This is a genomic window from Mesorhizobium sp. M0184, assembly GCF_040322215.1.
GTDB lineage: Bacteria > Pseudomonadota > Alphaproteobacteria > Rhizobiales > Rhizobiaceae > Mesorhizobium.
This window is the reverse complement of the sequence record NZ_JAMYSZ010000018.1, coordinates 100,014-123,826: the sequence shown is the minus strand read 5'-3', so window position 1 is coordinate 123,826 and position 23,813 is coordinate 100,014. Positions and strand designations below refer to the sequence as shown.

22 protein-coding genes and 5 pseudogenes are annotated in these 23,813 nt (G+C 59.0%); 11 read left to right on the top strand and 16 right to left on the bottom strand.

Going from position 1 to position 23,813, the window contains the following annotated elements; translation table 11 throughout:
- Positions 1 to 465: 465 nt before the first annotated feature.
- On the top strand, positions 466 to 828 hold the full coding sequence (locus tag NKJ23_RS21720; protein ID WP_352682201.1) for a hypothetical protein: 363 nt from the start codon (positions 466 to 468) through the stop codon (positions 826 to 828).
- Here NKJ23_RS21720 and NKJ23_RS34715 read toward each other — a convergent pair.
- Positions 825 to 1,226, bottom strand: a complete 402-nt coding sequence (locus tag NKJ23_RS34715) for a hypothetical protein (protein ID WP_245274834.1) — start codon at positions 1,224 to 1,226, stop codon at positions 825 to 827. The genes NKJ23_RS21720 and NKJ23_RS34715 overlap by 4 nt on opposite strands.
- Here NKJ23_RS34715 and NKJ23_RS21710 point away from each other — a divergent pair.
- Positions 1,225 to 1,395 carry a hypothetical protein gene (locus tag NKJ23_RS21710; protein WP_245274835.1) on the top strand — a complete coding sequence of 57 codons (171 nt, stop codon included), beginning with the start codon at positions 1,225 to 1,227 and terminating at the stop codon, positions 1,393 to 1,395. The genes NKJ23_RS34715 and NKJ23_RS21710 overlap by 2 nt on opposite strands.
- Positions 1,396 to 1,841: 446 nt before the next feature.
- The gene (locus NKJ23_RS21705; protein ID WP_352682199.1) at positions 1,842 to 2,375 is read left to right on the top strand and encodes a Ros/MucR family transcriptional regulator; all 534 of its coding nucleotides are present in this window, start codon (positions 1,842 to 1,844) and stop codon (positions 2,373 to 2,375) included.
- Between the two features lie 82 nt (positions 2,376 to 2,457).
- Here the strand turns inward: NKJ23_RS21705 and NKJ23_RS21700 are convergent, their stop codons facing one another.
- Together NKJ23_RS21700 and NKJ23_RS21695 are read right to left on the bottom strand one after the other, a co-directional pair.
- Positions 2,458 to 2,769 (bottom strand): DUF736 domain-containing protein, encoded by a 312-nt coding sequence (locus NKJ23_RS21700; protein WP_023680034.1) that lies wholly within the window; start codon positions 2,767 to 2,769, stop codon positions 2,458 to 2,460.
- A 410-nt stretch (positions 2,770 to 3,179) separates the two neighbouring features.
- Positions 3,180 to 3,943: pseudogene (locus NKJ23_RS21695) on the bottom strand (IS110 family RNA-guided transposase); the annotation flags it as partial.
- A 38-nt stretch (positions 3,944 to 3,981) separates the two neighbouring features.
- Here NKJ23_RS21695 and NKJ23_RS34710 point away from each other — a divergent pair.
- Together NKJ23_RS34710 and NKJ23_RS21690 are read left to right on the top strand one after the other, a co-directional pair.
- Positions 3,982 to 4,255: pseudogene (locus NKJ23_RS34710) on the top strand (IS110 family transposase); the annotation flags it as partial.
- 239 nt (positions 4,256 to 4,494) lie between these two features.
- The gene (locus tag NKJ23_RS21690) at positions 4,495 to 4,716 is read left to right on the top strand and encodes a hypothetical protein (protein WP_023680037.1); all 222 of its coding nucleotides are present in this window, start codon (positions 4,495 to 4,497) and stop codon (positions 4,714 to 4,716) included.
- A 95-nt stretch (positions 4,717 to 4,811) separates the two neighbouring features.
- Here NKJ23_RS21690 and NKJ23_RS21685 read toward each other — a convergent pair whose 3' ends face one another.
- The 7 genes and pseudogenes from NKJ23_RS21685 to NKJ23_RS21655 form a co-directional block, all read right to left on the bottom strand.
- The gene (locus NKJ23_RS21685) at positions 4,812 to 5,273 is read right to left on the bottom strand and encodes a hypothetical protein (RefSeq protein WP_352458777.1); all 462 of its coding nucleotides are present in this window, start codon (positions 5,271 to 5,273) and stop codon (positions 4,812 to 4,814) included.
- Between the two features lie 733 nt (positions 5,274 to 6,006).
- Entirely contained in the window at positions 6,007 to 6,603 is a 597-nt protein-coding gene (locus NKJ23_RS21680) for a 2-hydroxychromene-2-carboxylate isomerase (protein WP_023680039.1), read from the bottom strand.
- A 76-nt stretch (positions 6,604 to 6,679) separates the two neighbouring features.
- Positions 6,680 to 9,316 (bottom strand): ATP-binding protein, encoded by a 2,637-nt coding sequence (locus NKJ23_RS21675; RefSeq protein ID WP_352682197.1) that lies wholly within the window; start codon positions 9,314 to 9,316, stop codon positions 6,680 to 6,682.
- Between the two features lie 64 nt (positions 9,317 to 9,380).
- Positions 9,381 to 9,671: pseudogene (locus NKJ23_RS21670) on the bottom strand (adenylate/guanylate cyclase domain-containing protein); the annotation flags it as partial.
- Positions 9,581 to 10,057, bottom strand: coding sequence for an adenylate/guanylate cyclase domain-containing protein (locus NKJ23_RS21665; RefSeq protein WP_352682195.1), 477 nt, complete (start codon positions 10,055 to 10,057; stop codon positions 9,581 to 9,583). The pseudogene NKJ23_RS21670 and the gene NKJ23_RS21665, both read right to left, overlap by 91 nt.
- 147 nt (positions 10,058 to 10,204) lie before the next feature.
- Positions 10,205 to 10,684 (bottom strand): c-type cytochrome, encoded by a 480-nt coding sequence (locus NKJ23_RS21660; RefSeq protein ID WP_352457996.1) that lies wholly within the window; start codon positions 10,682 to 10,684, stop codon positions 10,205 to 10,207.
- A gap of 55 nt (positions 10,685 to 10,739) precedes the next feature.
- Positions 10,740 to 11,194: pseudogene (locus NKJ23_RS21655) on the bottom strand (IS1 family transposase); the annotation flags it as partial.
- A 293-nt stretch (positions 11,195 to 11,487) separates the two neighbouring features.
- On the opposite strand from NKJ23_RS21655, the gene NKJ23_RS21650 reads away from it, so the two are divergent.
- The 3 genes from NKJ23_RS21650 (at position 11,488) to NKJ23_RS21640 (ending at position 13,247) form a co-directional block, all read left to right on the top strand.
- A complete protein-coding gene (locus NKJ23_RS21650) occupies positions 11,488 to 11,739 on the top strand; it encodes a hypothetical protein (RefSeq protein WP_031212899.1) in 252 nt (83 codons plus the stop codon).
- Positions 11,740 to 11,805: 66 nt separating this feature from the next.
- Complete coding sequence (locus NKJ23_RS21645; protein WP_023680045.1) at positions 11,806 to 12,057, top strand: helix-turn-helix domain-containing protein; 252 nt, start codon at positions 11,806 to 11,808, stop codon at positions 12,055 to 12,057.
- Positions 12,057 to 13,247 carry a tyrosine-type recombinase/integrase gene (locus NKJ23_RS21640; protein ID WP_352682193.1) on the top strand — a complete coding sequence of 397 codons (1,191 nt, stop codon included), beginning with the start codon at positions 12,057 to 12,059 and terminating at the stop codon, positions 13,245 to 13,247. Before NKJ23_RS21645 ends, NKJ23_RS21640 begins: the two co-directional genes overlap by 1 nt.
- Positions 13,248 to 13,954: 707 nt before the next feature.
- Here the strand turns inward: NKJ23_RS21640 and NKJ23_RS21635 are convergent.
- The 6 genes from NKJ23_RS21635 to NKJ23_RS21610 form a co-directional block, all read right to left on the bottom strand.
- Positions 13,955 to 16,156, bottom strand: a complete 2,202-nt coding sequence (locus NKJ23_RS21635) for a xanthine dehydrogenase family protein molybdopterin-binding subunit (RefSeq protein WP_352682191.1) — start codon at positions 16,154 to 16,156, stop codon at positions 13,955 to 13,957.
- A 3-nt stretch (positions 16,157 to 16,159) separates the two neighbouring features.
- Positions 16,160 to 16,618, bottom strand: a complete 459-nt coding sequence (locus tag NKJ23_RS21630; RefSeq protein WP_352467057.1) for a (2Fe-2S)-binding protein — start codon at positions 16,616 to 16,618, stop codon at positions 16,160 to 16,162.
- Positions 16,619 to 16,855: 237 nt separating this feature from the next.
- Positions 16,856 to 17,152: a DUF4917 family protein gene (locus NKJ23_RS21625; RefSeq protein WP_245278578.1), complete on the bottom strand. Its 297-nt coding sequence runs from the start codon at positions 17,150 to 17,152 to the stop codon at positions 16,856 to 16,858.
- Positions 17,153 to 17,828: 676 nt separating this feature from the next.
- Positions 17,829 to 19,244 (bottom strand): mannose-1-phosphate guanylyltransferase/mannose-6-phosphate isomerase, encoded by a 1,416-nt coding sequence (locus NKJ23_RS21620; protein WP_352682189.1) that lies wholly within the window; start codon positions 19,242 to 19,244, stop codon positions 17,829 to 17,831.
- A 55-nt stretch (positions 19,245 to 19,299) separates the two neighbouring features.
- Positions 19,300 to 19,461: a hypothetical protein gene (locus tag NKJ23_RS21615; protein WP_352479197.1), complete on the bottom strand. Its 162-nt coding sequence runs from the start codon at positions 19,459 to 19,461 to the stop codon at positions 19,300 to 19,302.
- A gap of 152 nt (positions 19,462 to 19,613) precedes the next feature.
- Entirely contained in the window at positions 19,614 to 20,603 is a 990-nt protein-coding gene (locus tag NKJ23_RS21610; protein WP_352530898.1) for a nodulation protein NodZ, read from the bottom strand.
- A gap of 795 nt (positions 20,604 to 21,398) precedes the next feature.
- Here NKJ23_RS21610 and NKJ23_RS21605 point away from each other — a divergent pair.
- The 3 genes and pseudogenes from NKJ23_RS21605 to gmd all read left to right on the top strand — a co-directional run bounded on the left by NKJ23_RS21605 (position 21,399) and on the right by gmd (position 23,759).
- Positions 21,399 to 21,527, top strand: coding sequence for a hypothetical protein (locus NKJ23_RS21605; protein ID WP_352449730.1), 129 nt, complete (start codon positions 21,399 to 21,401; stop codon positions 21,525 to 21,527).
- 714 nt (positions 21,528 to 22,241) lie between these two features.
- Positions 22,242 to 22,557: pseudogene (locus NKJ23_RS21600) on the top strand (nodulation factor ABC transporter ATP-binding protein NodI); the annotation flags it as partial.
- 131 nt (positions 22,558 to 22,688) lie between these two features.
- Positions 22,689 to 23,759 (top strand): GDP-mannose 4,6-dehydratase, encoded by a 1,071-nt coding sequence (gene gmd, locus NKJ23_RS21595; RefSeq protein ID WP_023718702.1) that lies wholly within the window; start codon positions 22,689 to 22,691, stop codon positions 23,757 to 23,759.
- Positions 23,760 to 23,813 lie beyond the last annotated feature (54 nt).

Genomic DNA, 23,813 nt, shown 5'->3' with positions numbered 1-23,813 from the left:
GGCGCGCAAAGACTTGCTGTGGCGTAGATCAGCGGATCGCACATCGCTGCGGCACCACATCTTTGCTTTTCAGACCAACAGGATAGTGGACCAACCGTCAGCCACGCACCTCGCGGCCTGCCGCCTAGCGTCGGCACGAGCAGGAAAAAACAATGTGCAGACAGACACTTACGAGCGAAGCGAGGGCGAGCGCCAGCTCGCTTTATCTTGCTGTCCCCCACCACCCTCGCTGTCCCCCACCACCCTCGGTAACCGTCCGGATCCTGCACATCTTTCGGGTCGTGCAATCTCGCAACATGTGACGTTCCTTGCTATTGAGAGATTTCCGGCGGTGCCTCAACGTTCCTGGGACAAGGCCAACAACCCGTGCTGGTCGACGCATGACGCGACCTGGTATCGGGCCGTTTTGAGGCGGAGGAATATTGCCGCCGGCGCAAGCTTTCGACGAAGACTTTTGAGCTGTGAGTGCGCCATCTGCTGAGCCCGGAAGATCGGCGCAAACGTGCGGAATATCTGCGGAAATTGCGCCAGGAAAAGCCGGAAAAGCGGGGCAAGAAAGGGCCGCCGAAGCGACGCAAGAGCCCGCGCCGCTACCGCTACAGCGTGCATACGGACACCGGTCCGATTGCCCTGCAGGCGTTCTGGGGCAAGCATGTGGAGGCGATGAACTGGAGCGGGTTGGGGCTTGCCGAATATGCCGCGGCGCTCGGACTTTCGCCCCATGCGCTGCGCAAATGGCGCGCTCGTCCCCGAGGAATTCGAGGCCGAAGTGGACTGGCGATCTCTGTTGCATCCGAGTGCGCGGGCTCAATTCAGCAGCGCTGCTAATTGCGTACGGCGCCAATGTCACTTGACACCGCGGTTGACGGGCGGTCGAACCGGCGCCGCTTCAGCGACGCACAGAAGCAGGCGATCGTGCAGGAGACGGAGAAGCCCGGCGTCAGTGTGGCGGAGGTTTGCCGCCGCCATGGGATGGCCACCAGCATGCCTTCGGCCGGCGTGTCGAGTTCGGCGTGACCGCTCGCAAGGCGCCGCAATTGGCAACGGTTGCACTCATCCATGGGACGGAAACCGAACCGCCGGTACTGACTGCCCTGCGCAATCTCGTACGACCGCCGGACGGCGTGATGACAGCCCAACTGGACGACGGGCGGCGCGTCTTTGCATCCGTCGGCACAATGCAGATGCAGTCCAGCAGCATCTCGCGGCGAGGAAGAACGCATCATGATCGTCGTTCCGACGGGGGTGAAGGTGCATCTGGCGCTCGGTCATACCGACATGCGCAAGGGGCTCGATGGGCTCGCGGCGCCGTGGTGTCAAACGAGTTGTCAGCTGCGGGGTGGCAAGCGCTTCAAAAGCAGCACGCCGTTCATCAGATATTCGTTGAGCCAGTAGGCGGCAGCCGTTCGGGCGCATGCCGGCTGCCATGTCAGCAACATCCATCCTGCCGATCGGCGCGAGGCGGTGCAGCCCACCTGAATGAGTCCCACAAGAGGTACACGCGAGGGCCAATTCATGCCGGGGCGAGGACCAGGACCGCGCAACAGAGTGTCGCGACGACAATTGTTCATGGCTCGATCCTGCGACCAGGAGCCATGATTCATGGCGCTGGCTTGCGTTTGGCTGTGCGCTTGGCGTGCGGAGAAGCGAGGCGGAAAGCCTCCCTGCTTCCCCGACGCGATCGGCAACTTGTCTGCAGCCGACCGAACGATCGCAGCGAAATTTGCCTGCTTGATATTTACACGGAGTGAGGTTTGTTGGCGGAGTAACGATTATTGGCCTGATTGGCGAATAGACATACTATCCGTTTTCAAAGCGCCCTTTGGACAAGAGGAAATTCGATGACCGTTTCTCCAGACCCAAGCGACCAGGCTGATCTCGTATCAATCACCGCCGACATCGTTTCCGCCTACGTTTCGAACAATCCGCTGCCGGTCGGCGAGTTATCGAAGCTGATCGGGGATGTCTATGTCGCTTTGCAAGGGATCGGCACCCCTGTGGCTCCGGCCGCAGCCAAACTGGAGCCGGCGGTGTCGATCAAGAAGTCAGTGTCACCTGATTTCATCATATGCCTGGAAGACGGGAAAAAGTTCAAATCCTTGAAGCGGCATATCGGAACGCATTACAATCTGAGCCCTGACGAATACCGTCAGAAATGGAACCTGCCCTCCGACTATCCTATGGTTGCGCCGAACTACGCGGCGACTCGCTCGGCCCTGGCAAAATCAATAGGCTTGGGCCGCAAGGCGGCAGCGCCAGCGACGGCTGCGGCGGAAAAACCAAAACGAGCTGCTCGCGCGCCAGCGGCGGCAGCAATTGCCACGGCAATCAAATCGCCGGTGAAGAAGGCGGGCAAGGCACCCGTCAAAGCGTAGCGTGCTGCACCAGATATAGGTGCAGTGGCGAACCTGAACATGGCGAAGCCCCGCCTTGCGCGGGGCTTCGTGTTAGCTCGGATCACTCGGCGGCGCGGCGGGACCAGATGAGCGAGAACTCGCCCCCGGGGTCGGTTTCGACCAGGCTCGCATAGATCGGAGCGGGGAAGCTGGGATCGTCGAGCTTGACTGAGTGATAGTCGCGGCCCTCGCGCGAGGTCTTCTTCCATGCCGCCCCGAACTCGATGGCGCCGGCGAAGATGCGGAAGTCCGGACCTTTTTCATTGTCGCCGTCGACCGGGGTGAACGACACTGTCTTGACGTTGAGGTTGAGGGTTTTGACTGAGCCGGAGAAGCCGTTCGCGGTGCGGGAGAATGTGCCGATCGTCGCCATTGTGGTGGTTCCTTCTGTTTCTCGGGCCGCGCCCATTGCGGCCTCACATGACGGACCACTCGTCAAGCTGTGGCTCTGAGCTGCTGAGTGGTCGTTTCTGGAGGACGCTCCGCTCGGTGCGAGGCGTCCTGTCAAGGGTGCTCAATCGCATTCGGCACAAGCAGCGCGATCCCTACCGCCACATGAACCTGAGGTCTGAGCCCATTCCTGATCCGCGCGTTTGCACGTATCAACCTCACATCCGGTCGCCGCTCGAGCGGCCGCACCATAATCCCGCCTGCGGCGGCAAGGGCTCAGGAGGACGAGACCAGTCTCGATGACGGCGTTCAAAGCCATGCCGCAATGCGGTCGTCCACCTGGTTCTGGCGGGGCTGATCAGGCCCTGGCCGAACTGGAATGCGGTCAGATCGTCATGGTCTTACAAACGCTCCTTCGATCACCACGCCGGCGCGGACGTATTTCCACAAAGCCACGATCAGCTTGCGGGCCAGCGCGGTAATCATCACCTTCTTGAAGCATCCGCCATTCTGGGCAACTCGCTCGTTGAACCAGCGGCTGAGCGCCGAGGCGGGCTGGTGCCGCAACCAGAGCCACGCCATTTCCAGCAGCGTCGATCGCAAGCGTGGGTTTCCGGACTTCCGATCCCCTGTTCCCGGTCGATCGACCCGCTTTGCCATGGCGTCGGCGCAAGGCCGGCATAGGCCGCCAGCTGCCGGCGATTGTCGAAGCACCGAAACAAGCCCTCTCCCCACAGCACGGCCGCAAACTCTGGTCCGATACCGACGACTTTCGACAGCATAACCACTTCACGCGCCGATTGGCGTTCTTCGGCGAGCATGGCGTCCCGTTCCGCCTCGACTGCCTTGATCTGATCGAGCAGCATTTCCATTCGGTCGACCTCACGCAGAACCTGGCGCTTCATATTTGCGGGCAGATCCCGTCCATCGCCGGTGTGAAGAGTTTCCAGCCGATCGCGACGATCACGCCGCAAAGGATCGCAGCCGGTGATGCCCTGCGAGAAGAGCAGACCCTTGACTCGGTTGCCGTGCCGGATGCGTTCTTCCATCAACACCTTGCGCTCCCGGACGATGCGGCGGCGATCCTCCTCATAAGGGCTCGGCACGCGTAGCATGGAGCAGACTCGCGGTTCGCCACGCTTGAACGCCAGCAGCGACGCCGAGTGGTTTTGAAAGCAAGGCAGCGCACAAAGAGCTGGACGAGATCTTTGTTTCGGTGGAGTTGAGCAAGAAGTCCTGGCTGGTCACCTCGATTCGCCGGGAGCTGGCGAGAAGTTATCGCGCCATACCATCCCCGGCGCGGATATTGCCGGGCTTCTTGGCCGCCTCGCTCAGTTGAAGCAAAGGCTCGTAGCCGAACCGGCCGCGACTATCCGTTCGTCATCATTCAAGGGGCCGGCCTTGATGGCTTCTGGGTCCACCGAGTTCTGGAAGCAGAAGGCCACGACACTCATGTCGTTGACGCAGCATTTTGAACATCACTACGGTTCGGTCGCTCCTCCAAGCGCCCGCCGTGCGGGTGGCGGAGGAGTTGTATGGCCTCATGAGGGTTGAACGAATGTTTCGGGCAAGTTTGCAGCCAGCTCCGCCGACTGAACCAAGTCCGGAGATTCCATATCGACGCTTGGGTTGGACGCTCGCGCCAGCCGGAACCAACGGCGGCCACAAGCGGTTTACCAATCGAAGGGACTGCAATAGATGCAGGATAATGGAATTTTTGGATATGGAACTGGCGAGAGCCCGACAGCGGCTCAACGGAGCGCAGCTTTCCCTTAAACGTGCGAATGAAATGCTGGATGAAGACTGCGGCGTCGGCATCAATATCGCGCTGTGCAGCAGGATACGGGCTGCGCAACGGCGCGTGGTGGAGGCCAGATCGCGGTTGACGAAGATCGATCCCACCAGCGCTGACGGAGTTCGCACACGTTGAACCATCCGGGCCGTGAAGGCCTTCCGATCCGCCGCTGCCCCATGTCGTCACGGCTAGCGCCTCAGACCGCGCAGCAATATGTGAGGACCGGCCTCTCATTCGTCACGGCCCTCCGGCCAGCTCTTTGCGAGCGTAAGATCGGACAGCGGAACCAAAGGCGGATTCGCGAATTCTACCGCTAGACAATTGGATTGTCGCCCATGAGGCTCGCGACCCTCCACCTTGAAACTGCGAGATACGGCGATGTATATCGCGCCGCCAGGCTCGCGCGACTGACGCGGCAAATGATCCGGCACATCAAGCGCACTGACACCTCGGCTCAAAACGTCGAGCAAGCGCTGGCTAGGTTGGCCGAAGCAAACGCGCCCATGGACCGGCTCACGCTGCATCAGTAAGGCCGCCACGCTCATGCCCGCCCCCGCATCGGCACGATGTGCGGCGGGTTGTTCGTGTGGCGTTCCCTCCACATCCGTTTCGCGGTGCCGGGGATGGCGCTGATGATCTTGGCGATCGGGCGCTCGCTGCCCAGTCGAGTAGATCGAGCTGCGCTGGGTCATGATATCGCTTCTTCGTGACTCCGCTGGTCCTTAATCGGTTGTTCTTGCGAGACTTATGTAACATCGTGCCAGCGCCGTTCAGCGCATCGTTGCCGCCACGGCCTCGGATGATGTCGGCGACATCGAAAGAGCCGAGCCGTTGATGCGGCCCAGTTCGCTGCTACGGTCAATGATCCTGGTCGGCGGCAGACTTAAAAGCGCTGACGGGTGGCTAGAATGTATCACGTCCACGGATATGCCTACGAGAACGTCTTCCCCTTCCCGGGTGACTTTACGCGGCTTCCTCATCATCGTCCGACTCGTACTTTCGAGCTCGTGACGCTGGATCCCGGGTGCTGTCAGGCCGCATGCCGGCGATAGCAAAAGAACGCCCCCTCAATAGTGGGTCTTGCGATGTAGCGGTCTCCCACCCTCAAATTCCAAACAATTCTCTGTTGGAATACAGCGCGCTCTGAAGCCCAGGATGGCGCCGAAAGCTGTTTGCTGGGCCGTGCGCCAAATCAGCCGAATTGCTCTCTAGAAAGCCGTTCTTCTCCATACCTCTGTGCTACGCTATTGAGCACACAGGTTGGCGATCTCAATGAATTCAAGTGCTTGGCGCATAGCGCCTAGCATCGAGTTTGCGGCCTGCTGCGCTGGAGCGAGAGAACCCGACGACGAACGCGAACGCCCATCGACAGGTTTGAGAGATTTTGCTCTAGTGAGAGTATGATCCACGCCGCATAGACCGGTGTTATTTCCCCTGGCGATTCTTCCAAGAGATCGCGTCCTCAAGCCGGTCGTCACCCCAGAAAATCTCCTTGCCGACGACGAAAGTCGGCGAGCCGAAAATGCCGAGGCTCTTGGCTTGGTTCGTCGCGTCAACAAGCCCCGCCACGGCTTCTTCCGCGTCCGCGCGTGCCAGCACATCCTCCACATCGGCGCCGGCCTCCGTGATACTCTGGCTGATGTTCGGCTCATTTCCGGCAGGAAGTCCTTCTTCGATCCATCGCCTGTAGCTTGCCCGGACATAGGCGGGACACCAGCCTTCCGCTGCCCCCACGATCGCTACACGGTTCGCCCGTTCCAGCTCCGCTAGAGGGTACGGCGCCGGGAGCTTCGGCGAGAGCCCGCGCATTTGCGAGCGCCGCTCGATGTCCCTCCACATATAGGCGGCCTTTGCCGGCTTGTTCACAAAGGGGACGTTGTTCATCTCGATCATCACCACCCGCACATTGAAGGGTTTCCAGACGAAACGAACGCCAGTCTGCTTCTCGACCTGCTCGATGCGCATGACCGACAGGTATGTGTAGGTGCTGCCTATTGAGAACCAGAAGTCGATGATTGGCATTACCTAAAACTCCAGAGCATGACCCGCCTTGTCGCCAGCGAGGTGTGCTCCCAACGCGGCGATCCCGCTCCCGACATTAAGGCAGGCCTGGCTTCGTTGCCATTGTGGTTACCAATACGTCACCGGAAACCTGCGAGGCCAGGAAATTGCGAGCGTCGCGTATGTCCCGAGAGAACTCTGCATCTGCAAAGGGAACCAGGAGTTGCTCCAGCATCGAGCAGGGATAGAGCCCAGGGCTGGCCTCGTGTGCGAAACGCGCGAGATCTGTCGCGGCTCGAAGTTCCAACATTCGGGCGTCCTGCTGCCGCGCAACCTCCATTGCGGCGAGGAGGCTGGTTTCCCCCCGGGAGAGGTCCGGCTGTGGTTGCTTCAGTGCCACCAGGCCATCGAGCCGATGAAGTTCAGCCAGCCAGAACTGCTCGCCCGACCGGCCAACGAAGGCGAAACCTTCCCGCACCGCAGCCTCTGCTGCCACCGTATTGCCGGCCTTCAGAAGGCATTCGGCAAGCTGCGCGACGAACACTGACTCGAATAGGTGAGCGTCGCGCGTTCGATTGGAATCGAGCGCCTGACGGATCGTCGCTATGTTCTCGTCGGTTGGCTCGCGCCGGGCTCGCACACATGCATGGCATAGAACGCCGTTTCGCTTCAGGTGCTCGACCTTCCGTTCGCCGCAATAGGTGACGAGCGCAACAGCATCGCTCTCGCAAGCGTCGAGATTGCCGAACAGAAATTGTGGCCACACGATCGTGTAGAAGTTGCCTGCCGCGACGGTGTGAGCGTTGCCATGATTTAACAGCTCTGACCGCACCTGTTCACTGGATTTCGCGACGCCCTCGTACTGTCCCAGCAGAGCTAACGCCATTGTCTTCCAGTACAGGACGTTCAGGCCGGGGTCGATGCCAAACCAGGAGCTCAACACCTTCTGGCGGTCGGGGTCACGATATCTTTCAGCCGACTGCAGACTTTCCAGAGCCTCGCGAGAACGTCCGGTCAGGACCTGGGTCGTCCCGAGAAGCCGATAGGCGACCAACTTGAATGTCGGGTCGACCTGGCGGTCCGCAAACTCTACAATCTGCCGCGCTAGGGCGAACGCATCCTCCATCTTCCCCGCGAAATAGCTGCTCGCGCAAAGGCCCTGCAGAACCGAGAAGCGTTGCAAGTCGGAACCGACGCCTGCGTCAAGCAGTGATTTGGCACTAGTCAACGCCGCAACTGTTTCCTGGAACGGCAGCAGCGAGTTGGCGCGGGCGACCAATAGAGCCAGTTCAAGTGGTCGACGCACCTGCTCGTCTTCGATTTGCCGGGCTGCCGTCAATCCGGCCCCGGTGTGCTGAGTGGCCTCGGCAAGAGCTGACCGCGACAGGGCCAATTCCGCAGCAGTCAGCCAATAGTGCGCCGCCGGCTCCGAGAGTCCCGCCTCAGTGTAGTGATGGGCGATCACCGCCGGCGCGGATTCGCTGCTATCAGCAAAGCGCTCGACAATTGACCGGGCGATGTCCGCATGGATGCGCTGTCTGCGGGAGCGAAGCAGCGAGTTGTGGGCTGCATCCTGCACGAGCGCGTGTTTGAAAACATAGATCGTGTCACCTATGGCGGCGCGAGAGAATACCAGCTCCGACTCGACCAGCTTGTGTAACGCCTCCTTAAGCGCGGTTCCGGTAATCGGCGAGATCGCTTCCAGCAGACGGTACGAAAATTCCCGGCCGATCGCCGCGCCAATCTGTGCGATTTCCCGGATCGACCCGAGCCTATCCAACCGCGCCATTAGGGAGTCCTGCAGCGTCGATGGAATCGCCAGTGCCGTCAACGGCGCGGCCAGCACAAAACACTGGCTTTGCTCGCGCAGTTGCCCCGATTCAAGGACCGCCTTGGTCAGTTCCTCAACGAATAAGGGAACGCCGTCAGTCTTAGAGATTATCGCGCTTTGCACTTCTGCAGGAATCTCCTTGCCGCCGGTGATGCGATCGATCATGGCTGCAGCGTGACGCCGTCCGAATCGGTTGAGCGCCAGCCCTGTCACATGGCCTTGACCGACCCAGGGATTTGTAAACTCCGGGCGAGAGGTCACTATCAACAGCGCCCGCAATCCCGGTACTCGCTCGACGATGCCGCTGAAGAAATCCAGCGAGGTGGGGTCTATCCAGTGCGCGTCCTCCAGCACGGCAAACACGGGCGCCTCTCGCGTCAGCCCGGCGAACAGCTCAATCAACGCGGCAATCGTCTGCTCCTTTGCCTCGCTCGGCACTACTCCGAGGTCCTGAAAGTGTCCCTCGGTCGAGATCGACAGAAGCGAGGCGAGATAGGATGCGACGCCCCGGCCACCGAGGCCCGAGCGGGCGATTAAAGCTTCGAGCCTTTCGATTTGCGCTGTCGGCGGCTCGCCGGACCTAAGACCCAGCGAAGATGATATCTGTCGGACGACCGGATACATCGAGACGTTGCGATGGTGCGGAGAACACTGGTAACGCACAAGGCCATAAGGTTGACCCACGATCCGTTCGCGCAGTGCCTCCAACAGGCGTGACTTGCCGATGCCTGCCTCGCCGGTCAGCAACACTACTTGGCCTTCCCCCGCACGCGTCGCTCCAGCGGTCGGCAAGCAACGCCACTTCCTGATCACGTCCCACCAGGGGCGCGTTCGACCGGGACGCCTCGAACCGATTGACGTTCTCCGTCTCGCGGAGGACCTCCCAGGCCGAAACCGGAGCATCAAAGCCTTTGATGACGTGGACGCCCAGGGCCTTGAGCTCGAATACCTCGCCAAGTAGTAGGCGCGTCGAAGACGCGATGACGATGCGACCTGCGTTCGCCAGACCCTGAAGCCGGGCCGCGAGATTCGGCGTATCGCCGACCACCGCATGCTCGCGCGATGCACCATGGCCGATCACGTCCCCCACCACCACCAGGCCAGTCGCAATTCCGACGCGCGCCTGGAGTGTGCCTGCTGCCGCCGTTTCAACCGTGGCAACCGCAGCTACGATCTCCAGAGCGGCACGCACGGAACGCTCCGCGTCGTCTTCATGGGCAAGCGGATAGCCGAAATAGGCCAACACGCCGTCACCCATGAACTTCGCAACAAACCCCCGTACCGGGCGATGATGACGGAGCAGGCTTCTTGGTAAGCGCGCAGTACGTTGCGCATCTCCTCCGGATCCAGCCGTGTCGACATTTGCGTCGAGCCGACGAGATCGCAGAACATAACTGTAATCTGACGTCGCTCAGCTGTGTCGACATGCGGCGTCGTCGGCTCTATGGGCTCGGGTTCCAATTGCCGCGCACCAAGGCGTTCGATTGCCTTCAACAACCGCTTGCGATGCCCGAGAAGCACGCCGATCTTTTCCAGGTCGGCGTCCGTAAGGTCAGGCAGCACTTCGCTGTCTATCCCGTTCTCACGGAACGAAGCTTCATATTGAACAAGACCGAGGCTCTGCAGCCATTTCCCTAAATTCATGGACGTATCGCAGCCCGATTGGACCAATAGTCCTCAAACGGGAGCCGGATGTCTAGTGAAGAGAATTCCGGGTAGTGGGTCAGTTTGAAATCTGACGCTGCGCTTTTTGCCGGGGCGCCGTTCTTCGCTCAGCTCTGGGCATATTTGTCAGTTCTTCGGCATTTGGGGTGGCACAAGTTGAACGTATGGCGTCGTCGGTTCCTTATCAGGGCGAATGCGACTGGGGGCCGGCTTCCCGTGTTTGCCGAGCGACCTAATGTATTGATAGAGCGATTGCATATCGCTCTCGTCCATCGCTCGAAGATTGTACCAAGGCATCGGTGGAGACGTTCTAATGCGCTTCAGCATCCCTACAAATCCACGCTCGGTCATTACCGAAGCATCTATCCGAAGATTGGTCGCATAGGTCGTGCCCCAAGGACCGCGCCAACCGACCGAGTTGCCCATTAAAGCCTTTTCAGGATCAATCTTGCCTTCTGTTTCCCGGTAGCCTTCGGTATGGCAATCGTGACACCCGCCGATGATTGATACCTGCAACCCTCGTTCGACCGATACTTCGCCTTGAGCGAAGGCTGCAATTGGCATCGTGAGACCGGCTAATAGGAAAAACAGGCTTGTGACACGCATCCTTCCCTCCCATGCGTTCCGCTAAGCAGTATGAGCCAACGTCCGAAGGCGACGGCTAGCTTGAAAGGCTCTTTTTGTAAGGGCCGCGAATAGCCGGTTTCTCGGCTTCTCTCGCTTCGATCAGCGCAACGATGTCACCAATCTCCCAAAGCTTGTCAGTGACGCCAGTGGCCATCGCAGGCGTCATGCGCAACGTGGCATGGATGCGAACAAAATTGTAGTACATGAAATGCAACGCCACCGCATTGGCGTGAGCCTCCACCTTCTTGGAAAGCCATTGGTCAGGCGAGTGAAGCGGCGCATGTGCATCCGCATGGTCAGGTTCTGGCGTTCCGCAAATGACGTGCTGACATGCTTGATGTCAGGATTTCCTTCGATCCGTTCTTTCCGCGCGCCAGTGCATTCGGCGGGGCTATAGCGGCCCTTGGCGCTGTCAGGCGAAGTGCCATAGAGCTTGATCAGCATGGCATAGTCGATATCGCCGCCGAACGCACCTTCAACAGCCTCTAGCGACTTGAACCCCCGACGTCAGCACCGAAACATTCTGCCGCATCTTACCCTGTCCGATTTGCACGTCGCTACTCGCCTTTCCCGAACGAGCCGGCCAAGCAGCTTCCGCACCACGCAACATCTCTTATCTTGGGCAACACGGTCTCTTCATTACCGGATGTGCGGGATGTGGATTTGTTGTGCCGAGTGCAATATGGCCCCGTTTACCGGGACCGAGGCTTGTCGAAACAGTCAACCGCCTGGATTTGATATCGTTGTGCTGTTTCAGTACCGACGTTCTCGAGGCCGCGTCTATGAAGAGTGACGCGCTTTCGTACCCGCCCCGCGGCCTCTCTCGTGAGGAAGCAGCGCGCTATGTCGGCGTCGGATCGACACTATTCGACGACATGGTTGCTGACGGCCGCATGCCGAGGCCTAAGCACGTCAACAGTCGCGCGATCTGGGATCGTGTGGCGCTCGATATCGCTTTCTCCGCCCTGCCAGACAAAGACAATGGTCTCCAACAACTATTGGAGCGGAGCAAACGAGAGCCGACAAGGAGATAAGCAACTACGCACATTGCGTATACGCTGCAGGCGTAGTACAGTCATCGCCTGAGCGGATGAGATGACGTGAACGACAATGAAAAGCTCGCGCGAGAAGTGAAAGCCTGGCGGGCGAAGGGAGGATTCACCGCCGAGAGTGCAGCCAAGGTCTTGGGAATACCGAAACGCACTTTTGAAGGCATAGAGCAAGGTCGGGGCTTCCCTTACCCGGTACTCCTGCGCGTTGCTATAGAAAGCAAGACCCTTTCGCTTCAGGCAATGCTGGAGGATTCCCCGCCTGTGGAGCAACGGCAGCGGAAAACTCAAAGGGAGATTTGATGGTCAGGCCTTTTAAAGATGTCCGCTACCCCGGCGTTTCGTCGCGCATCAAGAACGGAAAGCTCGTCTATCGCTATCGCGGCAAAGGAATGCCCGAAATTCGGCTTCCTGGCGCACCAGGCGATCCTGAGTTCGAAGGCGCCTATGAACAGGCAACGCAAGGCCAAGGCCAAAAGGCCGTCATCATTGACTTGCCCGGTCGGGCGTTGCCAAAGACATTTGGTCATGCTGCGCGCCGACTTGAAGCGACGATGGAATGGCTGAACTTCGATGAAGCGACGCAGCAGAAGAATGCTCGGCTTATTGAGCGCTTCCTTCAGATGCAGGTCGATCCTGCCTATCCGCTGACTTGGCGCAATACGCCGGTGGAACATCTCGATGCCGACCATCTGCGTGCGATTATCGAAAGCGTCTTTGCCACCAACCGGACGGTTGCCAAGCACCTGCTGGTGGCAATCAAGAAGCTCCTGTGGGTGGCGATCGAAGTTGAGAAATGGATCAAACCGCAGGACGATCCCTCGCTGTCGATCCGCGTCCGCATTCCCAAATCGACTGCCAATCCCGCCTGGCCGATCGCCATTCGTGAAAAGTTCGAGGCGCACCATCCAATCGGCTCAGCGCCGCGCACCTGCTATGCGCTCGGTTTCTGGCTCGGCAACCGACGCGGCGATATCGCCTCACTGGAATGGGACGACTTGGTCTTCGAGGAGATCGAATTGTTCGATGGCTCCTTGGAAACAATCGAAGCCTTCGACTTCCGACAGCAGAAAAATCGCAACCGTCATGGCGGGCGCGAGATGTTCATCCCGGTTGTGGACAAGCTGGCGCAAGCTTTAGTGCCATTAGATCGCTCTAAGGGTGGCACGGTATTGAAGAACGCCTATGGGCGTCCGTTCTCCGAAAAGAGCCTCACCGGCATGATGGCACATTGGAACAAGCAGGCCGGCATCCCGGAGGGCTACACCTTGCACGGGCTGCGCCGTACCTTCGGCACGTATCTCGCCGAATGCAACATCCAAGCGCGCGCTATCATGGAGGCGATGGGGCATTCTTCAATGACGGTAACAGACGAGTATGTGCGAGAGGCCAATAAGAAACGGATGACTGTCGATATCGCCCGCGCCATTAACGAGCGGGAAGCCAAACGCGACGCCATGAAGCAACGGATACCCCTGCGCGTCATCAAATGAGTGAATCAACCCGACCAAGTGGAGGGTGGCATATCGGCCGCCCTTTTTTGGGCCCATAATGGGCCCAAAACGTTTTGGGCCGAGGCGTATTTTCCTCAATAAAATCAATGGTTATGGTGGGCCCGGAGGGTATTCAGAAAGCCATAAAAATCAATTGGTAAGAGATCAGTGGGACTTCAGAGCATTCAAATCTTTTCCAATGTTTTTCAATGTTGTTGTCCCACTCAGAAGTGCCTCAGTCCACCAAGCCGACGCACTGAACGCCTCACTCGGAAGGGAGGTTTGCGCAAGGTGAAAGGAAGATCGCGTCGGTGTGCAGCCTTCCTGAGAAAGGTCGCGGTAGAGCCAACTGCTGACGCTCAGCGCGAAGACATCAATGTCCTGTTATGGGGCCGTCAGAGGACCGGCCGCTTCTCGCGCCCAGAAAGCGATAGCAGACATGCAATAGGTGGTACAAAAGTCTCTAGCGTGACCCTTTCGAGACATTTGCGTGCGGCATTTGCGTCTCGAAAGCGGTTCTTCAGTGCTACCAGCACCAACGACCGTCTGCGGTCGTTCAGAACACGGGTTACCGTCTCTAAACCGGATATTGGACCGGGCAGCCGCCGGAAATTGATCGAATGGAGGTGATCGCCTGTCAGGACGCGTTCAAAAACGACCTACGACCGCGATCTTCATCGCGGCCGTTTTCATGGTGTCATTCCCGGCTATGCTGACAAGTTCTTTATGATCGGCAGCTTGCGGATCGTCTTGCCCGTCGCCGCCCGTAGCGCGTTGGCGACGGCCGGGCCGATCGGCGGCACACCGGGCTCGCCAACGCCCTTGGGCGGCTCGTCGGACGGCACAATGTGCACCTCGACGCGCGGCATCTGCTCGATCCTGAGCGGCGTATAGGTGTCGTAGTTCTCTTGGTCTATGACACCGCCCGTCAGGGTCAGCTCCTCCTGGAGGATCGCGCCTAGCCCGAAGCCGATACCGCCCTCCATCTGAGCGCGGATCTGGTCAGGATTTATCGCGGTGCCGCAATCTACCGCGCAGACGACGCGGTCGACTTTGAAATCATTTCCATCGTTGAAGGTGATCTCCACCACCTCGGCGACATAGGTCGAGAGGCTTTCATGCAGGGCCACGCCGCGGAAACGGCCTTCCGGCAGAGGCTTGTCCCAGCCTGCCTTCTCAGCAGCCAATTTCAGCACGCCGGCATGCCGTGGATGGTGACCGAGCATCGACAAGCGGAAATCGACCGGATCACGGTTCGCAGCGGCGGCGAGCTCATCGATCAGGGTTTCCATTGCGTAAGCGGTGTGGGTGGAGCCTACCGAACGCCACCACAGCACTGGGATGTTCACGTCCGTCGTGGTCAGCTCGACCTTCAGGTTCGGGATCGCATAGGGCAGGTTGGTGGCGCCCTCCACGGAGGTCGGATCGATGCCGTTCTCGATCATCGCCGCAAAGGGCGAACCGCCCGCGATCGATTGGCCCACGATGTGGTCATGGAGAGCGACGACATTGCCTTCCTTGTCGAGCCCCGCCTTGACTGCGTGCACATAGACCGGCCGGTACCGCCCACCCCGCATGTCGTTCTCGCGGGTCCACTGCACCTTCACTGGCTTGCCGGGTCCCAGTGCACGCGCTGTGGAAACAGCTTCGATAATGAGATCTGCGTCCGAGACCGCTCGGCGGCCGAAGCTGCCGCCGGTCTTCATCACGTGCAGCCTCACCTTGTCGGGCGTGGTGCCGCCTACTTGAGCGGCAGCCGCCTGATAAAGGTCGGGCATCTGGTGTCCGCCCCAGACGTCGATGGTGCCGTCTTCGTTGATTCGGGCGGCCGCGTTGAGTGGCTCGATCGAAGCATGGACAAGATAGGGGAATTCGTAGTGCCCTTGGATGACTTTCTCAGCACTGGCCAACGCTGCGGGAGTGTTACCGTCGTCGCGCGCGGTGGCCGCGCCCGGATCGTCTGCTGCCTTAGTGTATTCGGCCATGATCTCGGCCGTGCCGCGCCTTTCGGCCTTCTCTTCGTTCCAGGTCACCTCCACGAGATCGCGGCCCTTGAGCGCCGTCCACATGTCCCTCCCGACCACGGCAATGCCGCGCGGCGTCTGGACGACATCGACAATGCCGTCGAGTGCCTTGGCCTTGGAGGCGTCGAAGCTCTCGATCTCAGCGCCGAATTTCGGCGGATGGATCATAACGGCCGTATTGAGTCCATCCATCTTGAGGTCGATCGTGTAGGTCTGCGCGCCATTGGTCTTGCCGGCGGAATCGTAGCGCTTGAGGCTGTCCGATCCGATCTGGGCCCACTTGTCGCGCGGCTTTAGCGGCACGTCGTCGGGAACCGGCATTCCCGCTGCGGCTTCAGCCAGGTCACCGAAGCGCGCCTGCATCCCTGAGGCGTGCGACACGACCCCGGAAGCGACTGTGATCTCGCCGGCTGGCACGTCCCACCGCTGCGCCGCGGCCGCCACCAGCATGGCCCGTGCGGCAGCACCCGCCTTGCGGTAGCGCTCCCACGACGAGCTCATCGACGTGGAGCCACCGGTTCCCTGCGCGGCCCCTCCCCAGGCGAGATTGCCGTAGAGCGCGGTATTGCCATATCCGCCGACCACGTGGACCTGCGCCCAGGCGCCGTCGAGCTCTTCCATAACCAGGGTGGCGATGCCGAAATAGGAGCCTTGTCCCATCTCGAACTGCGACGAGTGGACGACGATTCGGTTCTCCGGTGTGATCTCGACATAGGTCTGGAAGGGGTTCGCCTGGACCGTTGCAGGCGTCGTTTGTGCGTTGGCGGGCGCGGCCATCATTAGCCGGTAGCCCACGGCGAGGCCCGCGGTGGTGACGGCCGTGCCGAGGAGGAACTGGCGGCGCGTAGGCCCCACGGCATTATGCTTCGGGAGAAACTGCAACATGCCTCAAGTCTCCAGCCGGTTGGCGGTCTCGTGGATGGCCGCGCGGATGCGATGATAGGTGGCGCAGCGGCAGAGATTGCCGCTCATCGCCGAATCAATATCATCGTCCGTCGGCTTCGGCGTCTCTGTCAGGAGGGCCACGGCCGACATGATCTGGCCAGACTGGCAATAGCCGCATTGAGGTACGTCGAACTCGGCCCACACGGCCTGGACCGTTTCGCCGATCTTGCCCGACACGCCCTCAATGGTGGTGATCGAGGCTCCTTCGATGTCGCCGACTGCGGTCTGGCACGAGCGCGTCGGCATGCCGTTAACGTGAACCGTGCAAGCGCCGCACTGGGCAAGGCCGCAACCGAATTTCGTTCCTGTGAGTCCGATGCCGTCACGGATCGCCCAGAGCAGCGGCATCTCTGGATCGACGTCGAGTGTTCGCGCCTCGCCATTGAGGGTAAAAGCGACCATGGTTTGCTCTCCTTGTCCTGAGCTGGCTATCTCGTTGCGCCTCCGCCCGGCTAGGAACCGGATTCTTATTGCTGAGGCATAGCGACCACAGACTAGGATCGCGCAGCTCGAGCAACAAGCCGCTAGCTGGCAATCGCGAGATCGTGAAGTGGCTCGTGTCGAAAGGCTGGAGGCAACTGAATGTCATTTTTGGGCCGACCGGCCGGTCAGTTTCCGGCTCGATGACCTGGTTGGCAGTCATTCCGCTTCTAAGCCTAAACCCCAGACATGAACTGTAGCAGCATCATAAAAGACGACATCAAGCGGCGATTTTTCGTTGCGCTGCACCGCTAGCTCGTTCGCGTGGTTCATGATCCGCTGGTTATCCGCGGATGCTGGTTCACCATAGATGCCAACACAGAGCTTGCGAAACTTGCCACGCGCTATGCGGTTAAGGATGTGGTCGTCATTCGTAGCGAGCGAATGGCCGAAAATGAAGAAGCAATGGCTGGCGGTCTTCACATTCGCGGTGAACTGCTTGAAGCCTTGGTACAGGTAGGCATTGTGACGGATCTTCGCCTTCTTCTCGGCGCTGGTGGGCTGATGAAGGGCGGCTTAGGGTCATGATTTCCGGTTCATCGCGCTGCAATGACCGATGAGTCACAGACGCTGCATTTCGCGCTAGACCGCAGCTGCGGTATTCTCGATCATACGCTCAGCCATCCTATTCGCACCTCGTTGCCGCCGTTCGCCGCACCTATCGATCGGAGGCCTTCCAGCCTCGCGATAGCCGCGCTATGTGGCTGCACACAACCTGACGACGAACAGGAGCAAGATTGGACACATAGAAGCCAGCACAAGATCGCCCTCCCCCTGTCCTTGCTCGTTTTCAACGAAAACAATCAAACTGAGTGCTGCGGGGATAGCGAGCTCGATTTGGCCCACTTCAGAGCGAAGTCGGCCATAAGCCCATTGATATAATTTTGGTGGGCCCTGAGGGTGCTTGGAAAGTCAGAAATATCAAAGGCTATTCGACAGTGGGACTGTGTTGCGTTACTATGCTCTCCGGTCTTTTCCGGTTGATTTGTCCCACCCTGATGCCGATTGCGGTCATTCGCCGCTGCCTTGGTCAATTCCCGATTCCACAAGCATCCGGTCCTGAGTGGGCAGACGGCCTTCCTAGTGGTAATTAGTCAGCGACACGTTGACCGTTCTCGTCATGCGGGTGAATCTACGTTCGACCATATACGTCGTCGAAGCGAACGATATCATCCTCGCCGAGATAATCGCCGCTCTGCACTTCAATGATCACCAGGTCAATTCTGCCTGGGTTCTCCAGCCGATGCTTATGGCCGCAGGGGATGTAGGCTGATTGGTTTGTCGCCAGGAACAACTCCTGCTCGCCATTGACGATTTTCGCGGAGCCGCTGACCACGACCCAGTGCTCCGAACGATGATAGTGCATCTGCAGGCTCAGCCGCCGACCGGGCTTCACCTCGATGCGTTTGATCTTGAAGCGCTCGCCTTCCTCGAGAACCGTGTAGGTACCCCACGGCCGGTGTACCGTGCTATGGACCAGGTGAGCTTCATGTCCTGAAGCCTTGAGGCCCTCGAACAGCTTCTTGACGTCCTGAACGCGGTCGCGGGATGCGACAAGCAAAGCGTCCGGGGAATCGACGATCACCAGATCGCTGACACCGACCGTGCCGATGACGCGCTTGTCGGAGCTCACATAGCTGCCGGTCGTGTCGACCATATGCACATCGCCGCGTATCCTGTTCCCGCTTTCGTCGGGGGCGATCAAATCGGCCATTGCGTTCCAGGATCCGATGTCGTTCCAATCCATGTCGCAGGCAACCACGGCAAGTTTGTTCGTCTTCTCCATGACAGCGTGGTCGAGCGAGATTCGCGGGGCGGAGCCGAAATGCTCAGGCGCGAGTTCGATTTTGGCAAAGCCTTCGCCTTGACTGAAGCGCCCGTTCTCGTAGCTGTCGGAGACGGCCTGGATCACCGCGGGGCAATGCGATGCCATCTCGTTGAGCATGGTTTGTGCGCTAAAGCAGAAAATGCCGGCGTTCCAGAAGAAGCGCTTGGACGCGACATAGGCTTTGGCTGTGTCCAGATCCGGTTTTTCAACGAAACGGACGACTTTTTCACCATCCGCTTCGATATAGCCAAATGCCGTGTCCGGTCTGGTTGGGGTGATGCCCAATGTGGCGATCCGCCCGAGCTTCGCATGTTCGATGGCCCGGCACATGACGTCTAAAAATGCAGGCAGGTTGCCAACCATGTGATCGGCTGGGAAGACGCATAGAATCGCGTCAGGGCCTTGCGTTGCCTTGGCATGGATGGCGGCTGCCGCAACGGCTGCGGCCGTATCCCGGCCTTCAGGCTCGAGCAGAAAGGTGCGTGGCAGGACCACGGAATCTAGTTCGTCGAACTCGTCCTTGGTAAGGAAGAGGTGTTCCCCAGATGTCACGGCGACGAGTTCCACTACGCCCTTTATCGAACCGACGCGCAGGACAGTGTGCTGAATGAGAGAATGTCCATCTGCTACTTTAAGGAAAGGTTTGGGGTGCGATTGCCTCGAAGCGGGCCATAGCCGCGATCCGGCTCCACCGCTGATGATGACGGGAACCACTTTCATTAAACAACCTCGATTTCGTCTCTGGACGTCATTGCCCGCGCCCTTAGCGTCAGCGTCACGACCGCCGTCGCTCTAGGATGGTCTTGCGGCGCTCCGAGTAACAGCGAAGTTCTGGCGCGTTGCCGGACGGCCGCAGATGAATGATCTCGTCATTCTGTATTCGTGCCCTAAGGCCGTTGGTTTCATCGACGTCGGCAACAGTCCCGAATGGAGCCAAGAACTGCTGCAGTGTGTCCGGATCCTCAAGCCTGCGGATCAAGCTGAGCAGCTGCGGGACATTTAGCGTATGCCATGGCCCGCCTCTCGTGGATTGCGGTCGATGTCTCTATGCCTGTTCGTTCCATTTGCCGAATTGCCCAGGTAGCGGTCTTAATCAAGATGAGAGATTCTTTGGCTGCCTTCTATCAAAATCAAACGACTTGGGTCCTTCAGATCGAACTCAATTACCCGCGGTACGAAAAGGCGTGCATATCGTGTAAAGGCGCTCGTCGGAGGAAACCGAACTACAGTATCGCAGCGCCCGAGAAGATACATCTCAACGAGGGCGGAAATTGCGCCGTCCATCCCAAGTGCTGCAGTGTGTAAGGGGCCGTCTTGATCGGATCGGAAATGCTTGGGGACGGTGAGAAGATCGGGAAACTTGGCCGACAGATGATCCAGGATTTGCGCGCTGTCCGTGCACAAGAACAGCCGCACAGGCTTGGGGTGCGGTAACGCTTTAGCCTTATCAACCGCAGTGCACACTTGTCGAACGGCGAACTCCGGATCGGCCCAGTAGGGCGCATGGTCCATGATGTCTTCACCGTTACCATGTCGAACATGAACCCCGATGATGCTGTGCCCCTCAAAACATTCTTGGTAAATGGCATCTATGCGTGTTTGAATTTCAGACCGAGGCTTGACACTCTGGAAGACCTGCCGCTCGGCATCCTCATCGCAGCGCCACATCAAGCAAGCGTCACACACTACTGTGTTCGCTTCGACATCGTGTTCGGCCTGAAAGAGCTCGCCCAACTCGTCGCGCTCTTGGAAAATCTGCTCATCTGGGCGGTAAAGGCAGTCGATCGCTGGCCTATTCCACCACTCCGGGAAGAATGGACCCGGGAAGGAAAAGTCGTTGATCCGGTCGTCGCAAATAGCCGGTACGCCAGCGATGTCATTGATCGGTTGGAAGAACACCGGAAAGGCATTTGTGAAGGGTTGGTCGAGATAGCAGGACCCGCGCCAGTCGACGGCTAGCGTTCGTCCCGACCGCTGAGCGTAGCGCCAAGCGGCCGCCAGCGACCACAGACAATCACCGAACCCCGTACGCCTCTGAGAGACGACGAACCTGCGCTTTACCAATCCACTGACCTGCATTTTCGGAAATCTCGTTTCAGAGACGAGGTTGCATCTGGCTTGGGATCTCTTAATCGATACTAGTCGACCGTTACGCCGGGCGATTTGGTAGAGGCTGCGCGTGGGGCAGAAGAGCTCCTCAGCACTGCCTATCCTTATCTCTGTGACGCTCGCAAATCTTGACGCCGGGTACGCTCGCTTCCGGTTTAAATTCAGCGTTCTCTAATGCGCCCGGCGACATGTGTAAAATTGATTGCGTGAATGTGGCCCATCCATGTGATGGATACTAAGGCGTTCCTTGACCATGAGCCTCTGCTGACGTGGGGCCGCGCTTTGCTAAGCGAAACAACCGGTCGAGACAGTCCACAAAGTCCCTTTTTCAAGTCCAATTCTTAACTGCCTCAACGCAACATGTCATTTGCGGGCGTTTCCTGAAGGACGGATGTGCAGGACCCGCCAGCCGTGAATGTCAGGCGCAGGCCATCCACGTCATTTATGGCCATCATGGCGTCCGGTCCCATCGAAAGATGCGACACGGCGCCCTCTGACGCTTTCAAGTGCGCCAACATGGCGCAATTCCTGCCGGATAGCTTTCGAGCCGGCTGGACTGAGCGACTGGCACGCGATGCTGTGCGACGATGTCCGGGAGAGGAATTTTGGCGTCTGCAGCCATGTGGAGGATCGTTCCGAGGGTTCTGCGGGTTCTCGGTGTCAGAGCGGACACCTGTGCAAACCCGCTCTCGTCCGTTTTCGACAGGCCCTTGAGGTTCATGGCCCTGTTGTTCGCCGAGATCACCCGCCAGTTCAGCGATCCAGGTGAAGATCGGCACGCCTGTCGATGCGGCGATCATCGCCTCGGCCAGCGAAGATGATGAAGAGGGCCATTGGGTCAAGTACAAGCGCCGACCAGCGTTTCATTGCTTCAAAGCCCATTTCGGTGCCTAGGCCGATACGGCCCTTGTCGAGGAGATCGCCGTCACGGCGCCCACACCGAGGACGGCAACGCCGTTCCTGATGCTCTGCCCGACAATCCCGGCGAAGTGTTTGCCGACAGCGCCTACCGAGGCAATCATCTCGGCGACGCGGTGCGCGCCAAGGGTGGAAGGCCGCGCATCGTCGCAACCGCTATGTGGGGGCGCGACGAGGCCGAGAGCTTGACGCCTGGAACCAACCGATCCACAGAATTTGTACTCGGATCGAGAAGATCTTCGGCACCTGTAGCCGGATGCGATGGCGAGGGCTGGCAAAGGCGGCCGTTCAAATTCGCCGCACTGCGATCGCCTCCAGTATGAATCACAGTTTGATGGTCGCCTCGTCCCGCCCATCGTTGAAGCCCAGCCACCGTTTTCGGGCTAGCGCGCCCGAAATTCTTTGGAGGTCAAATACGTAATGCCTACCCGGCTTTTCCCCGCCGTCTCAGATGTGCGGTTCGCCCAAAGCCCCCGACTGCCACGAACTTTGTCTTCGCGCGGAGCGAAACCTCGCGCCCACGACTTTGTGCCGCCGATGTGCCGCGCTGCCTTGTCAAACAATCCATTTTATGGATGCACCTCATCCAAACAATCGATTTCACTGATCAAAACAATTTCCATTAGAAGACGCTGAAGCAGGCAAAGATTACTTGGTCAGCGCAAAAGAGGGATGGTGGAGTTCTAGTGTGGCTTGGACCCACATGCTCGCCATTTTATCTGGGAACGGCTACGTGCCCTGCTGGCGCAGGGCAATACGATTCTAGTGGCCACCAACTTCGTGGAAGAAGCGGAGCGGCTATGCAACCGACTGTGCGTGCTTGAGAACGGATGTAGAATCCCAGAAGGGCGTCCTAACTCGCTGATTGATGAGCAAATCGAGTGCGACGTGATTGAAATCTATGTCGCTCACCCCGTGAGCTGAGTTCGGCACTCAGGCCGCATGTGCGACTTAGGCAGTTAGCGGCGAGACTCTGTTTTGCTATGCCTCCAAGCAGGAGCAGGTGTGCTCGCTGGCTGACACTGTCAATGACGAGCTCCGCGCCACATCTGTCGAAATCCTACCATAGGGTATGAGGCGGGCCGCCGGTGTGGCGAGCCAGATTCGAAACTTCAACTACCATAGAGCAGGAAGAAAATGGGCGAGAACAGGAAAGTTGCTCTGGTTACGGGCATAACGGGACAGGATGGTGCCTATCTCACGCGTCTTCTGCTGGAAAAAGGCTACGTCGTTCATGGGATTAAGCGACGTTCCTCTTCCTTCAACACGGGTCGCATCGAAGACATCTACCAAGACCCGCACGATCCCGATCCGCGCCTAATTTTGCATTACGGTGACCTCACTGATGCGACTAATCTCATCCGAGTAGTTCAGGAATCCCAGCCAGACGAGATTTACAACTTGGCCGCTCAGAGCCATGTCCAGGTGTCGTTCGAAACGCCGGAATACACAGCAAACGCCGACGGTATCGGAACATTGCGACTTCTTGAGGCGATCCGCCTCCTCGGTCTGAAGGACAAGACCCGCTTCTATCAGGCCTCGACTTCAGAGCTCTACGGCCTCGTGCAATCCGTACCGCAGAACGAAACAACGCCCTTTTATCCGCGCAGCCCTTACGCCGCCGCCAAGCTCTACGCCTACTGGATCGTGGTCAACTATCGCGAGGCCTATGGTATCCATGCTTCCAACGGCATTCTCTTCAATCATGAAAGCCCACTGCGCGGCGAAACTTTTGTGACGCGCAAGATCACCCGCGCCGCCGCTGCTATCTACCTCGGCAAGCAGGACAAGCTTTATCTCGGCAATCTCGATGCTCAACGCGATTGGGGCCATGCGCGTGAGTACGTGCGTGGTATGTGGATGATGATGCAGCAGGATCAACCGGATGATTACGTGCTGGCGACGGGCAAGACGACCCCTGTCCGCCAATTCGTCGAATGGGTTTTCGAAGATGTCGGCGTCGAGCTCGAATGGCGTGGTGAGGGAGTCGACGAAAAGGGCTATGATGTCGAGACCGGCAGATGCCTAGTCCAGGTAGACCCACGCTACTTCCGCCCCACGGAAGTCGATCTTCTCCTGGGCGATGCCACCAAGGCGAAGGAGAAGCTCGGCTGGGTGCATGAGACATCCGTGCGCGAGCTCGCCGCGGAAATGGTGCGGGAAGACCTCAAGGTCATGCAGACATCGGTAATCATGAAGGAAGCATAATGTACGATCTGAAGGGAAAAGCCGTGTGGGTCGCGGGCCACAAGCATGGTGGGC